At 72.2% G+C, this 12,524-nt stretch carries 12 protein-coding genes; 10 read left to right on the top strand and 2 right to left on the bottom strand.

Features of this window, described 5'->3' with window-relative positions:
* Positions 1-7: 7 nt before the first annotated feature.
* Together H7X46_RS04625 and H7X46_RS04630 are read left to right on the top strand one after the other, a co-directional pair.
* Complete coding sequence (locus H7X46_RS04625) at positions 8-874, top strand: alpha/beta fold hydrolase (RefSeq protein WP_186358217.1); 867 nt, start codon at positions 8-10, stop codon at positions 872-874.
* Between the two features lie 113 nt (positions 875-987).
* Positions 988-3,486 carry a PEP/pyruvate-binding domain-containing protein gene (locus tag H7X46_RS04630; protein ID WP_186358218.1) on the top strand — a complete coding sequence of 833 codons (2,499 nt, stop codon included), beginning with the start codon at positions 988-990 and terminating at the stop codon, positions 3,484-3,486.
* Positions 3,487-3,496: 10 nt separating this feature from the next.
* On the opposite strand, the gene H7X46_RS04635 is transcribed toward H7X46_RS04630, so the two are convergent.
* A complete protein-coding gene (locus H7X46_RS04635; RefSeq protein WP_186358219.1) occupies positions 3,497-4,510 on the bottom strand; it encodes a biotin-dependent carboxyltransferase family protein in 1,014 nt (337 codons plus the stop codon).
* Positions 4,507-5,481, bottom strand: coding sequence for an allophanate hydrolase subunit 1 (locus tag H7X46_RS04640; RefSeq protein WP_186358220.1), 975 nt, complete (start codon positions 5,479-5,481; stop codon positions 4,507-4,509). Before H7X46_RS04640 ends, H7X46_RS04635 begins: the two co-directional genes overlap by 4 nt.
* Before the next feature lie 131 nt (positions 5,482-5,612).
* On the opposite strand from H7X46_RS04640, the gene H7X46_RS04645 reads away from it, so the two are divergent.
* From H7X46_RS04645 to H7X46_RS04680, 8 genes are all read left to right on the top strand, one after another.
* On the top strand, positions 5,613-7,133 hold the full coding sequence (locus tag H7X46_RS04645) for a PucR family transcriptional regulator (protein WP_186358221.1): 1,521 nt from the start codon (positions 5,613-5,615) through the stop codon (positions 7,131-7,133).
* A 132-nt stretch (positions 7,134-7,265) separates the two neighbouring features.
* A complete protein-coding gene (locus H7X46_RS04650) occupies positions 7,266-7,970 on the top strand; it encodes a hypothetical protein (RefSeq protein ID WP_186358222.1) in 705 nt (234 codons plus the stop codon).
* A 49-nt stretch (positions 7,971-8,019) separates the two neighbouring features.
* The gene (locus tag H7X46_RS04655; RefSeq protein ID WP_186358223.1) at positions 8,020-9,516 is read left to right on the top strand and encodes a YHS domain-containing protein; all 1,497 of its coding nucleotides are present in this window, start codon (positions 8,020-8,022) and stop codon (positions 9,514-9,516) included.
* Positions 9,517-9,536: 20 nt separating this feature from the next.
* Entirely contained in the window at positions 9,537-9,791 is a 255-nt protein-coding gene (locus H7X46_RS04660; protein WP_186358224.1) for a toluene-4-monooxygenase system B family protein, read from the top strand.
* A 10-nt stretch (positions 9,792-9,801) separates the two neighbouring features.
* Positions 9,802-10,143, top strand: a complete 342-nt coding sequence (locus tag H7X46_RS04665; RefSeq protein ID WP_186358225.1) for an MmoB/DmpM family protein — start codon at positions 9,802-9,804, stop codon at positions 10,141-10,143.
* Positions 10,140-11,126: a toluene monooxygenase gene (locus H7X46_RS04670; RefSeq protein ID WP_186358226.1), complete on the top strand. Its 987-nt coding sequence runs from the start codon at positions 10,140-10,142 to the stop codon at positions 11,124-11,126. The genes H7X46_RS04665 and H7X46_RS04670 overlap by 4 nt, the downstream gene beginning before the upstream one ends.
* Positions 11,127-11,133: 7 nt before the next feature.
* Positions 11,134-12,159, top strand: a complete 1,026-nt coding sequence (locus tag H7X46_RS04675; protein WP_186358227.1) for a 2Fe-2S iron-sulfur cluster binding domain-containing protein — start codon at positions 11,134-11,136, stop codon at positions 12,157-12,159.
* Between the two features lie 14 nt (positions 12,160-12,173).
* A complete protein-coding gene (locus H7X46_RS04680) occupies positions 12,174-12,509 on the top strand; it encodes a Rieske 2Fe-2S domain-containing protein (protein ID WP_186358228.1) in 336 nt (111 codons plus the stop codon).
* Positions 12,510-12,524 lie beyond the last annotated feature (15 nt).

A 12,524-nucleotide genomic window follows, 5' to 3' on the forward strand; every position in this document is an offset into this window, starting at 1 on the left:
GGCCGAGGTGGAGATCTACCGTTCGGACAACGGTCGCCGGATCGTGCAGCAGTGGTGCCGTGCCGAGCTGGACCGGGCACTGCCGTCGGGGGACCGCCGCCGGATCAGGACGTCGCTCGGTCCCACCCACCTGATCACGACCGGCACCGGCCCGCAGGTCCTGCTACTGCCCGGGACGAACTTCGGCGCGGCGACCTCGCTGCCGCTGATCTCGAGGTTGGCGGCCTCGTTCCGGGTGACGGCGGTCGACCTCCCCGGTCAGCCGGGCCTGAGCGCCGGCACCCGCGTCCCGGACGACGCGGTCTCCCGGAACCGCCGGTGGCTCGGCGAGGTCCTCGACGCCGTCGGCCATGCCCCGGTGCTGCTCGTCGGGGAGTCCCGCGGGGCGGCGGTGGCGCTGTGCGCGGAGCCCGGCCGTCGCATCGGAGGGCTTGCACTGGTCGTGCCCGCCGGTCTCGTCGGCGCCCGGCTGGATGCCGGGATCCTCGCGGCCTCGGTGCCGTGGCTGTGGCGGCCCACCCCTGCCCGTGCCGACCGCGTGCTGTCCACGATGGACGGCGGCGCCCGGGTCGTGGACCGGCGCAGGCTCGTGGAGTGGCTGGCGATGGTGCCCCGGCACGCGCGCTCCGGCCTGGCGCCCGCACCGCTCCCCGAGCACGTGCTGACGGCGTGGCGTGCCGCCCCGTGCCGGGTGGTAGCCGGCGAGCACGACCGGTTCTTCCCGCCGGAGCGGCTCGCGGCGCCCGCACGCGAGCGGCTGCGTGCGCCGACCGTCGTCGTCGCGGGCGCCGGCCACCTCGTGACCCACACCGCCCCCGAGGCCGTGGCCGGAGTGGTCACCGAGCTCCACCGGTTCGCGGGCGACGCGCCCTGACGGCGCGACCCCCTCGCGCCGTTGACGGCGCCCCGTCCGGGAGTACCGTCGTCCTCGGTGTGCCGGGAAGTCTGGTCGGCGGTGTTGTCGGTCCGTCCCGAATGGAGCACGCCATGGATGCGTCCGCTGCCGTCGTCGTCGAGCTCACCGACGTGGACCCCGGATCCGACGCGCTGGTCGGCGGCAAGGCCGCCGCGCTCGCCGCGCTGATCCGGGCCGGGGAGCGGGTGCCTGCGGGTTTCTGCGTCACCACCGCGGCCGACGTGCCGGCCGGCTCGGTCCCCGACGATCTCCGCCGGGAGATCCTCCTGGCCTATGCCCGGCTCGGTCGCGGCCCCGTCGCCGTCCGGTCCAGCGCGACCGCGGAGGACCTGGCGCACGCCAGCTTCGCCGGCCAGCACGAGACGTTCCTGAACGTCGACGGCGACGAAGCGCTGATCGACGCGGTCCGGCGCTGCCGGGACTCGCTCGGGAACGACCGCGCCGTCAGCTACCGCGCGGCCCACGACATCGCCGGCGACACGGTGCGGATGGCCGTCGTCGTGCAGCGGATGGTGGATCCGAGCGCGGCCGGGGTGCTGTTCACGGCCAACCCGATCACCGGGACGCGGACCGAGATGGTCGTCGACGCCGTCGCCGGACTCGGTGACGTGGTCGTCGACGGCAGTGCGGCCGCCGACCACTACGTCCTGGACGGGGGCCGGCCGCTCGGCGATGCCGGTGGCTGCCTGAACACGGTGCAGCTCGCGCAGCTGCGCGAGGCCGGGGAGCGGCTGCAGCAGCGGGCGGGTGCGCCGCAGGACGTCGAGTGGGCGTTCGACCGTGCCGGCACGCTCTGGCTGCTCCAGTCCCGGGCGATCACCACGCTGTTCCCGCCGCCGCAGTCGCCCGGCCCCGGGCCCCGGGTCTACCTCGAGGTCGGGCACATGCAGGGCATGCTGCGGCCGTTCACACCGATGGGGATGTCCGCGATGCGCGTCGCCATGGCGCAGTGGCTGCGGTCGGTCGGCGTCGCGTCCGACCCGCTCGGCGACCGCAACGGGATCGCCGACGCTGCCGGCCGCATGTTCCTCGACATCACCCCGTTCGTCCGGAACCGGATGTACCGGGCGAAGCTGCCGTCCGCGATGACGGTGTACGGGCCCCGGGTGGCCGAGGCACTGCAGCGGGTCCTGGAGGATCCGCGGTTCGCCGCGGTCCCGGGCTTGCCCTTCCGGGTGCGCACCGTGCTGACCGTGGCGGCGCGGCTCGCCCCGGGGCTGGTCGCCGGGCTGCTGGGAGCGCTGGTCGCCCCGGCGGCAGCCCGCAGGCGGGCGTTCCGGGCGGCGGCCGGCATCCGCCGCCGCTCCCGGGTGCCGGAGACCACCGGCAGCGCGGCCGACCACCTCCGCCGGGCGGTCGAGGCCCAGGGACCCGCCGCCCTGGGCTCCATGACGGCGATGCTGCCGCCGCTGTACGCGTCCATGATCGCCAAAGCGGTGGCCGCCGGGCTGCTCGCCGGCGTGGCCACGGCGAGCGAGGTCGACGAGACGCTGCGCGGGATGCCCTACAACATCACCACCGGGATGGACCTCGACCTGTGGCGGCTCGCGGCGGCCGCGGGGCGCCATCGCGAGCTGCTGCTGCACACCCCGCCGGCCGAGCTCGCCGCCCGCTACCGCGCGGGTGAGCTGCCCGAGATCGGCCTGACCGGGTTCCTCCGCCGGTACGGGCACCGGGGCGCGGCCGAGATCGACGTCGGCGTCGCCCGGTGGGTCGAGGACCCGGCGCCGGTGTTCGCCGCGATCGCCGGCTACCTGCGGGTCACCGACCCGGAGCAGGCCGCGGACCGGCGCTTCGCGCGGGCCGCCGGCGAGGCCACCGCGAAGATCGACGAGCTGGTGGCGCGGGCGCGGCCGGTCCGGGCCCGGCTGGCCGGCGTCCTCCTGCGCCGCTCGCGCGCCCTCGCCGGGCTGCGCGAGCTGCCCAAGTTCGCGTGGCTCCACGCATTCGCCGCGATGCGTGCACACCTGCTCGCGGCCGGTGCCGACCTCCGCTCCCGCGGCCTGCTGGAGCGGGCCGGCGACATCATGTTCCTCGACCTGCGGGAAGCGTTCGAGGCCGCCGGCGGCGCCGACCTGCGCGAGCGGGTCGCAGACCGCCGGGCCGAGTACGAGCGGGAGCTGGGCCGGCACAGCGTCCCGGGGCTCCTGCTCTCCGACGGCACGGTCCCGGAGGCGCTGGCGCCACGGACGCCCGCCCCGGACGGGACGCTGGCCGGGATGGCGGCCGCACCGGGCCGGGTGACCGGCCGGGCCCGGGTGATCCTCGACCCGGCGGGTGCCCGGATGGAACCGGGGGAGATCCTCGTGGCGCCGACCACCGATCCCGGGTGGACGCCGCTGTTCATGACGGCGGGCGGCCTGGTCACCGAGACCGGTTCGCCGATGGCGCACGGGCCCACCGTCGCCCGGGAGTACGGCATCCCGGCGGTGATCTGCCTGCGGGACGCGACGCAGCTCATCACGACCGGGCAGCTGATCACGGTCGACGGCGCGGCCGGCACGGTGACCCCGGAACCCGTGACCGAGGCGCGGCCCGATGCCGCACCACCGCACGCGCACGCGGGCTGACCGCGCACGCTCACACGGTGGCGAGGTGCCGGCTGTCGAGCACGCGCCCGAGGTGCTCGTCGAGCGCGGCGGCCTGCGCGAGGTCGATCTCGCGGAAGGTGACCGTGTCCATGCCCGGCCGGAACTGGCCCACCTTCCACAGGGCGGCGTGCGCCACCGTCGCGACGACGGCGAAGCCGCCCGAGGAGTTGCTGTCCGGGCCGAGGATGGTGAGCACGTCGCCGTAGGCGAGGACCCCGCCCAGCGGGTAGCTGGTGTCGAGCATGTTCGACGGGTGGCCGCCGGCGACGTCACCGCTGGCCCGGGCCCAGGCGAACCGGTGCTGGTTGAGCCGGACGGCGACCCGGTCGGAGTTGAGGTCGCAGCGCCAGGTCGCGGAGAAGAGGTACTCGACGTCCTCGGCGGTGAGGTAGTCCGGGTCCGCGTGCGGGCCACGGACCACCTCGATCTCCCAGTGCCGGCGGTAGGTCGGGCGCAGCGAGGACGGCATCCGCCGCCGTGGCCGGGCGCCGCCGTCGGTGACGTGCACGTCGAGCACGTCGGCCCGCTCCAGCGCGCGCCCGTCAAGCCCGCCGATGCCCGCGACGAGCTGGGTGGCGCGCGAGCCGTAGGCCTCGGGTACCGCGATCCCGCCGGCCACCGCCAGGTAGGTCCGGTACCCGGGGCCGCTGAGCACGCCGCTCGCGATGACGTCGCCCTCCTCGACCGGGACCGACTCCCACATCGGCAGCGGGCGGCCGTTGCGGGTGAGCGGCACCTCGGGACCGGTGACGGCGATCGTCCCCGGCCGCACGATCGCGGCCTGGAACCGCCCGAGCGGGATCTCCAGACCCGCGGCGTCGGAACCGTTGCCGACCAGCAGGTTCGCCGCCCGGAACGCCAGGTGGTCGACCGGGCCGGAGGGGAAGAAACCCAGTGCCTGCCGCCCGCGCCTCCCGGGGAAGTCCTGGACGGTCGTCTGCAGGCCGGGGTCGATGACCTCCAGGAACGGTTCGGCGACCGTCGTCCGGGTCCGCGGTGTCACGGGATCTTCACCATGTCGTGCGCGCGGCGCCTGCGCTCCCGCCGGCGTTCGGCCTCGGCCGCGACCGCCGGGTCCTCCGCGACGGCGAAGTGGTCCGCCACCGTGTACCGGCCGGGCTCGATCTCGTAGTCGTAGCGTCCCTCGAAGGCCTGCCGGCGCAGCTCGACGAGCTCCGTCTCGTCGATCATGTAGAAGGTGATCCGGTCCGCGGGATGCAGCAGGACCGGGTCGGCGCGGTAGGCCCGCGGCCGGCGCGGCGACAGGTAGCTGATCGGCAACGTCCGGCCCAGCAGCTGGTAGGAGCCCGAGGACTCGATCGGATGGATCACCAGGCTCGGCCCGCCGATCGCGACGGCGCCCTCCGGGGTCCAGTTGCGGGCCGGGTTGTACTTGGGCGCGCTCAGCTCGGACCGGGGATCCAGCGGGAGCAGCGAGGGGAGCCCCGGGTAGAACCCGCTGAACGCGTTCCACCACTCGCTGGCGAGGATGCGCTCGTACAGCGCCTCGCGCGCCGGCAGGTCGTTGCACCGCACCACGTAGTCGATGTTGTTCCCGTCGACGACGTTGGGTGCGTCCGGCCGGTCGCTGACCCGGTAGCGGTGGACGGCCTCGCGGGAGGTGGAGTCGTCGAACGCGATCGGCAGCCGGACCCGCCTGCTGGGCAGCACGATCGAGGTCGGCTCGGGGACCTCGCGGTGGATCTCGTCCATCGCCTCGATCACCGTGTCGCGGCCGATCACCGACGGTTCGAAGTAGACGAGCAGGGAGCGGAGCCCCGGTGCGGCCTCGAGCACCCCGCGCACCGGGTGGTCCTGCAGGTGGCGGGCCGTGGCGTGGACGAAGAAGTTGAGGGCGAGATCGACCGGGTGCGGCCGCCCGTACTCGACCAGGACGGCCCGGTCCCCGGCGGTGCGGTAGGTGACGCCCGGCCTGCGGTCGTCCAGCTCGGTGGTCGCGACGATCGCCCGCATCCCAGTCCGTCCTCCGCGTGGTCGGTCGTTGGCGAACCAGCATGGCATCGCCTCCGGGGGGCGCGTCCTGCGCGATCCGTACACCTGCGACCCCGGTTCTTGTCCATCCCGGAGGCAGTACCTTGACGCGCATGGCGATCTCCGTCCAGACCCTGCTCGACCGTCTGGAGCTGGGGCTGAGACTCGTCACCGGCTCGCCGTCGGCGGTGCGCCAGGAGCTGACCTGGGCGCTGGCCAGCGAGGTGCCCGACCCGTCGCCCTACGTCGAGGAGGGCGAGCTGGTGCTGACCACCGGGTCACGCCTCTCGCCCGACGCCGAGGCGTGGCGGCGGTACGTGGAGCGCCTCTGCGAGGCGGGCGCCGTGGCGCTGGGCTTCGGGGTCAGCACCTACTACCCGGAGGTCCCGGACGACCTGGTGGCCGCGGCCGCCGAACGTGACCTGCCGCTGCTGTCGGTGCCCGTCGAGACCCGGTTCGGGGCGATCAGCCGGGTCGTCGCGGACTGCCTGTCCGACGAGCGGCAGAAAGAGCTCAACTTCGCCGTCGCGGCCCAGCGGGACCTGTCCCGGGCGTCGCTGGCCCCGTACGCCGCCCGCGCGATCGTGCAGCGGCTGGCCCGGGCGATCCAGGGCTGGGCGCTGGTCCTCGACGAGGACGGCGGGCTGCGCGCCGGCGTGCCGGCCGGCCGGATGCACCTGCCCCGGCTGCGCATCGACCTGCCCCGGCTGCGCGAGCGCGGTGGCGCGTCGAGCCTGAGCATGACCGTCGCCGGCGAGAGCGTGGTGCTGTTGCCGCTCACCGTCCGCAGCAGCATCCGGGGCTTCCTCGCCGTCGGGCGTGGCACGCCCCTGACGAGGTCCGAGCAGGCGATCGTGACGACGGCCGTCTCGCTGCTGTGCGCGGACCTGCACAGCGCCCGCAGCCAGCTCGAGAGCCAGCGCCGCAACCGGCTGGCGGTGTTCAAGGTCGCGATCGAAGGTGACGTCGGGCTCGCCTCGTCGATCGCCGACTCGCTGAGCACCGACTTCCCGCAGGGCGATCTCCGGCTGGCGTTGCTCGGTGCCCCGCCGGGCCACGAGCTCGAGCTGCTCGAGCACGCCGAGAGCGACTACGGCCTGCGCAGCCTGTGCGCGCTCGTCGCCGAGTGGGAACGGGGACGGGTCGTCGTGCTCATGCCGCCGGCCGAGGGCGACGTGCGAACCCTGGAGGCCCTGCTGCGCCGGATCCCGCTGGCCCGTGGGGCGGTCAGCGACCCGACCCCCGCGGCGGAGCTGCCGGAGGCCTGGCACCAGGTCCGGACGGTGTTCACCAGCGCGCCGGGACGGTCCGGGAAGCTCGCGTTCGCCAGCGACGTGGCGACCGCGGGCATCCTGCGCCACCTCCGCTCCGACGAGGCCCGCGGCTGGGCCACCGCGCTGCTCGCCCCGCTCTCGGACAAGGGCCGCAGCTCCAAGATCGACCTCCGGAACACCCTGCGCACGTTCCTGGCCCACAACGGCCAGTCGGACGCCTCGGCGTCGGCGCTGGGCATTCACCGGCACACCCTGCGGTACCGGATGGGCAAGGTCGCCGAGGCGCTCGGGCGCGACATCGACGACCCGACCGTGCGCGCCGAGCTGTGGATCGCGCTGCAGCTCGATGAGCAGCTGTGATGCCGTCCGTTACTCCAAAACGTCGATAGCCCTCCGGCACTTGTCCAACATGCGCACTACTGCTGCCGGTGCGCGTCCAGCAGTGTCTCGGTTCACACGATCCTCGAGCCCAACGGTGAGCCAGGAGGCGCAATGGGCACGACGCTCCACCCACCGCAGTTGATCACCAACTCGCGCACGCTCTATCTGGTCTGGGTGCCCGCCGACCCGGACGCGGTCGCCAAGCTCGTCCCCGAGGGGCTGACGCCGGCGGACGACCGTTCCTGCTATATCAACCAGTACGTCGTGGACGGTCCGGACCAGACCTCCGCGGTCGGTGACGAGACCTTCGGTGCCTACTCGCTGACCTACCTCGGTGCGAACCTGTCCGGTCTCGACACCGAGGCCGGGGTTCCCGCCCGCTGGTGGACCCACTACTACAACAGCTCCGACGTGATGCGTCGCTACGCGATCGAGCACGGCGTCCCGGCCGGTGACCTCGGCCGGACCACCCTCGACCTCGACGGCGACACCCTGGTCGCCACCACGCACATCGACGGGCGACCGGTCATCCGCACCACCGCCCGGGTCACGATCGGAGCCCCGCAGCGGGCGGCCGGGCAGCTGCGCTACATCACCCGTCGCAACGGCGGGTTCCTCAGCGGCCGGTACGCCTACGTCGCCGACGTCGCCGAGCACTTCGAGGTCGTGGGGTTCGAGTTCCTCGACGAGAACCACCCGACCTACCAGCTCCGGCCCGCCGATCCGCTGCAGGTGACGTTCGGTTTCTACGCACCGTCGATGACCTTCGTCTACCCGGGTGGTGAGGGACCGCTGGGTTCCGAGCACGGCAGCTGACCACCCGTCACCGATTTCCCGATCTCCGATCCCCGAGGGAGCACCGTTCATGGCTCTGCTGGAACGCGCGCAGTGGTACGACATCGCGCGCAGCACCGACTGGACCCCGCGTTACGTGAAGCAGGACGAGCTCTTCCCGCCCGAGCTCAGCGGCGGTGAGGGGTTGCCCGACGACGTCTGGGCCACCTACGACGAGCCCTACAAGATCAGCTACCGGGAGTACGTCGACATCCAGCGCCAGAAGGACGCCGGCGCGTACTCGGTGAAGGCCGCCCTGGAGCGCGCCGACCTGTACAACAAGGCCGATCCGGGCTGGATCTCGATCCTCAAGGAGCACTACGCCGCGGTCGCGCTGGTGGAGTACGGCGCCTCGCTGCAGGAGTCGCGGTTCGTGCGCTGGTCGAAGGCGCCGGGCATGCGCAACATGGCCACCTTCGGGATGCTCGACGAGATCCGGCACGGCCAGATCCAGCTGTACTTCCCGCACGAGTACATCAACAAGGACCGCCAGTTCGAGTGGTCGCACGCATCGATGTTCAGCAACAACTGGGTCTCGCTCGGTGCCCGGCACTTCTTCGACGACGTGATGATGACCCGGGACGCGGTCTCGACCTCGGTGTTCGCGAACTTCTCGTTCGAGACCGGGTTCACCAACCTCCAGTTCATCGGCCTGTCCGGGGATGCAGCCAAGGCCGGTGACTTCACGTTCTCCAAGCTGATCCAGAGCATCCAGTCCGACGAGGCGCGGCACGCCCAGCTCGGCACCCCGCTGCTGCAGATGCTGATCGAGAACGGACAGAAGGAGGAGGCCCAGAAGAAGATCGATATCGCGTTCTGGCGCTCCTACCGCCTGTTCACGATCCTGTCCGGGATCCCGATGGACTACTACGTCCCGCTGGAGAACCGGGAGGACTCGTTCAAGGAGTTCATGGAGGAGTGGATCGTCACCCAGTTCATGCGGTCCCTCGAGGACCTGGGGCTGTCGAAGCCCTGGTACTGGGACATCTTCCTGCGCGACATCTCCGAGCACCACCACGGCCAGCACCTGGGGACCTACTCCTGGCGCCCCACGCTCTGGTGGAACCCGGCCGCCGGGGTCAGCCCGGAGGACCGGGACTGGCTCGAGGAGAAGTACCCTGGCTGGAACGCCACGTTCGGCAAGGTCTGGGACGTCATGATCGACAACTTCGTCCACGACCGGATGGACCGCACCGTCCCCGGGACGCTGCCGATCATCTGCAACGTCTCCCAGCTGCCGATCGTCGGGACGCCGTCGCAGACCCTGCGCGACATCTCGATCGTGCACGAGGGGCGCCGGTACCACTTCGCCTCCGAGGTCGACAAGTGGATCTTCGAGGACGACCCGGAGCGCTACCGCCACCAGAAGAACCTGGTCGACCGGTTCCTCGGTGGCGACATCCAGCCGGCTGACCTCGGCGGCGTCCTCGCGTACATGGGCCTCGGGTCGGTGGGTCCCGGCGGCGACGACGCCCACGGGTTCGCCTGGGTCGACACCTACCGCCGCAAGCTCGCCGCGACCGCCTGATCACCGAAGGACGTACCGACATGACCGTGATCCCGCTCGCCACGCACTTCCACGGCGACTTCGTCATCAAGCTGCTGCCCGCCGAGTCGACCCACACGATGGACGAGGTCGCGTCCGCGGCCGCGGCCAACGCCGTCGGTATCCACGTGCCCGACCAGCCCGGCCGCACCCTGCGGGTCCGCAAGCAGGGCGCCGACACGCCGTACCCCCGCACGACGACCGTGGCCGACGCCGGTCTCGAGCCGACCGAGTGCGTCGAGATCTACTTCGAATGAGGACGAACCGATGACTGTCACTGATCCCATCATCGATCCGGTCGGTCCGGTTCTCCAGACCGGTGACGTGGCCCGCGCGGTGGCCGAGGCCGCGGCCACGGACAACCCGGGCAAGCGCGTGGACGTGCGCGACAAGGGCTCCTACATGCGGGTCGAGGTCGAGGGCGGGGAGTGCATCCTGCGCCGCGCCACGATCGCCGAGGAGCTGGGCCGCCCGTTCAAGATGGCCGAACTCGAACTGATCATGCCGTCCTTCGTGGGCCGCATCCACACCAGCAGCGACGTGTTCCGCTTCTACCTCGGCGCCGAGACGATGGCCCGGCACGCCGGGTCCGAGGAGACCCACTCATGACCACACCGCTCAAGCCGCTCAAGACCTGGGCCCACCTGGCCGAGCGCCGGCGCAAGCCCAGCGAGTACGAGATCGTGTCCACCAAGCTGCTGTGGCACACCCGCGACCCGGAGCAGCCGTGGGAGGTCGGCCAGACCGGGTTCATGGCGGACTTCTACCGGAAGCACCGCAACGGCAGCCCGGTCACCCACCCGGACTGGAACGCCTTCCGCGACCCGGACGAGCTGGTCTACCGGACCTACAACATCCTCCAGGACGGGCAGGAGACCTACGTCGAGGGCCTGCTCGACCAGCACAACGAGGAGAGCCACGACAAGGGCCTGCCCGCGGAGTGGGTGGCCACCCTCGCCCAGCTGTACACGCCGAGCCGCTACCTGCTGCACACCGTGCAGATGGCCAGCGCGTACCTCGTGCACATCGCCCCGGCCAGCACGATCTCCAACTGCGCGGCGTTCCAGTGCGCCGACGCGCTGCGCTGGCTGACCAACGTGGCCTACCGGACGGCCGAGCTCGGGATCGCGCACCCCGGCGCGGGTTTCGGCGAGCGGGAGCGCGAGCTGTGGGAGGAGCTGCCCGCCTGGCAGGGCTTCCGCGAGCTGATGGAACGCCAGCTCACCACGTTCGACTGGGCCGAGGCGTTCGTCGCGCTGAACGTCGTGGCGAAGCCGGCGATCGACGAGATCGTCCTGCGCCAGCTGGGCCTGTCCGCCCGCCGGCACGGCGACATCCTGCACGCCCTGCTCGCCGAGGCCGCCCTGCGGGACAGCGAGCGGTCTCGGCGCTGGACCGAGGCGCTGGTCGGGCACATGTCGCAGGTCGAGTCCAACGTGCCGCAGCTGCGGAGCTGGGTCGCGAAGTGGCAGCCGCTGGCCGAGCACGCCATCCGCACCTACGGCGAGGAGGTCGCGGAGAACGCCGAGGCCTCCGACAATGCGGTGGCTGCGGTGACGGCGTTCCAGCGCCAGCTCGGGCTCGGAAGCTGAGCCTGCCATGGCGACCCCCACCGAACATCTCGTCTCGGTCGACGGGTCCGGCGTCCGCTTCCCCTGTGCGGAGGGCGACACGCTGCTGCGTGCCGCCCTCCGCGGGGGAGTCGGCCTGGGGTACGAGTGCAACAGTGGTTCCTGCGGCAGCTGCCGCTACGAGCTGCTCGAGGGTGAGGTGTACGACCGTCGCCCGGACGCGCCCGGCCTCAGCGCCCGCGATCGGCGCAAGGGACGCCGGCTGGCCTGCCAGAGCGAGCCGCTCACGGACTGCCGGGTCAAGGTCGGTCCCACCACCGAGGTCGCCACGCACCGGCCGATCCGGCAGGCCGCCGAGCTGCGCTCGGTGACCCCGCTGACGCACGACATGTCCGAGTTCGTGTTCGCCGCCGACACCCACGCCGGCTTCCGGCCCGGGCAGTACGCGATGATCATGCTGCCGGACGGGCAGGTCGAGCGGGCGTACTCGATGAGCAACATCGGCAACTGCTACGGCGAGTGGAAGTTCGTCATCAAGCGGACCCCCGACGGGCAGGCCACCTCGATCCTGTTCGACAAGCTCGAGGTCGGGGCGACCGTCGTGCTCGACGGGCCCTACGGCCACGCCTTCCTGCGGGACCGGGAGAACCAGAACATCGCCTGTGTCGGTGGCGGGTCCGGGCTCGGTGCGATGGTCTCGATCGTGCTCGGGGCCGCGGCGCTGCCCGACGCGGGCGCCTGGACCGTGCACCTGTTCTGCGGGGGCCGGACCGAGCGGGACATCCACGTTCCCGAGCCGGTGGCGATCGCGGGGCGCCGGCTCGGCGCGCTGCACGTCCACACCGCCGTCTCCGACGCGGGACCGGACACCGTGGCCGGGCCGCATTTCGCGGGTTTCCTCCACGACGCCGTTCTCGACCGGCTCGCCGGGTCGCTCACCGACTTCACCTACTACGCGGCCGGCCCGCCGGCGATGACCGACGCCCTCGCCCGCGCGCTGGTGCTCGACGCCGGCCTCGAGGCGGACCGGCTCCATTTCGACCGATTCTGCTGAAGGGAGCTCAGCACATGGCGTACGTGAAGGTGTGCAGCCTCGACGACGTGTGGGAGGGGGAGATGGAGTCGTTCGAGGTCGGCGACCGGGAGATCCTGGTCGCCCACCTCGACGGCGGCGAGGTCGTGGCGACCCAGGCCATCTGCCCCCACCAGCAGGTCGAGCTCGTCGAGGGCGAGCTCGAGAAGAACACGCTGACCTGCAAGAGCCACCTGTGGACGTTCGACCTCCCCAGCTGCAAGGGGATCAACCCCGGGCACGCCGAGCTGGCGAAGTACCCGGTGAAGGTCGACGGCGACGACGTCTACGTCGACCCGGACGGGGACACCCCCAAGGTCGCCCACTCCTGATCCACATTCCGAAAG

Source organism: Pseudonocardia sp. C8 (genome assembly GCF_014267175.1).
In the GTDB taxonomy this organism is placed as follows: domain Bacteria; phylum Actinomycetota; class Actinomycetes; order Mycobacteriales; family Pseudonocardiaceae; genus Pseudonocardia.

Excerpts from the sequence above, each read along its gene's own strand:
- H7X46_RS04630 (WP_186358218.1), top strand. The coding sequence starts at position 988 with ATGGATGCGTCCGCTGCCGTCGTCGTCGAGCTCACCGACGTGGACCCC.
- H7X46_RS04640 (WP_186358220.1), bottom strand. The coding sequence starts at position 5,481 with ATGCGGGCGATCGTCGCGACCACCGAGCTGGACGACCGCAGGCCGGGC.
- H7X46_RS04645 (WP_186358221.1), top strand. The coding sequence starts at position 5,613 with ATGGCGATCTCCGTCCAGACCCTGCTCGACCGTCTGGAGCTGGGGCTG.
- H7X46_RS04650 (WP_186358222.1), top strand. The coding sequence starts at position 7,266 with ATGGGCACGACGCTCCACCCACCGCAGTTGATCACCAACTCGCGCACG.
- H7X46_RS04655 (WP_186358223.1), top strand. The coding sequence starts at position 8,020 with ATGGCTCTGCTGGAACGCGCGCAGTGGTACGACATCGCGCGCAGCACC.
- H7X46_RS04660 (WP_186358224.1), top strand. The coding sequence starts at position 9,537 with ATGACCGTGATCCCGCTCGCCACGCACTTCCACGGCGACTTCGTCATC.
- H7X46_RS04665 (WP_186358225.1), top strand. The coding sequence starts at position 9,802 with ATGACTGTCACTGATCCCATCATCGATCCGGTCGGTCCGGTTCTCCAG.
- H7X46_RS04670 (WP_186358226.1), top strand. The coding sequence starts at position 10,140 with ATGACCACACCGCTCAAGCCGCTCAAGACCTGGGCCCACCTGGCCGAG.
- H7X46_RS04675 (WP_186358227.1), top strand. The coding sequence starts at position 11,134 with ATGGCGACCCCCACCGAACATCTCGTCTCGGTCGACGGGTCCGGCGTC.
- H7X46_RS04680 (WP_186358228.1), top strand. The coding sequence starts at position 12,174 with ATGGCGTACGTGAAGGTGTGCAGCCTCGACGACGTGTGGGAGGGGGAG.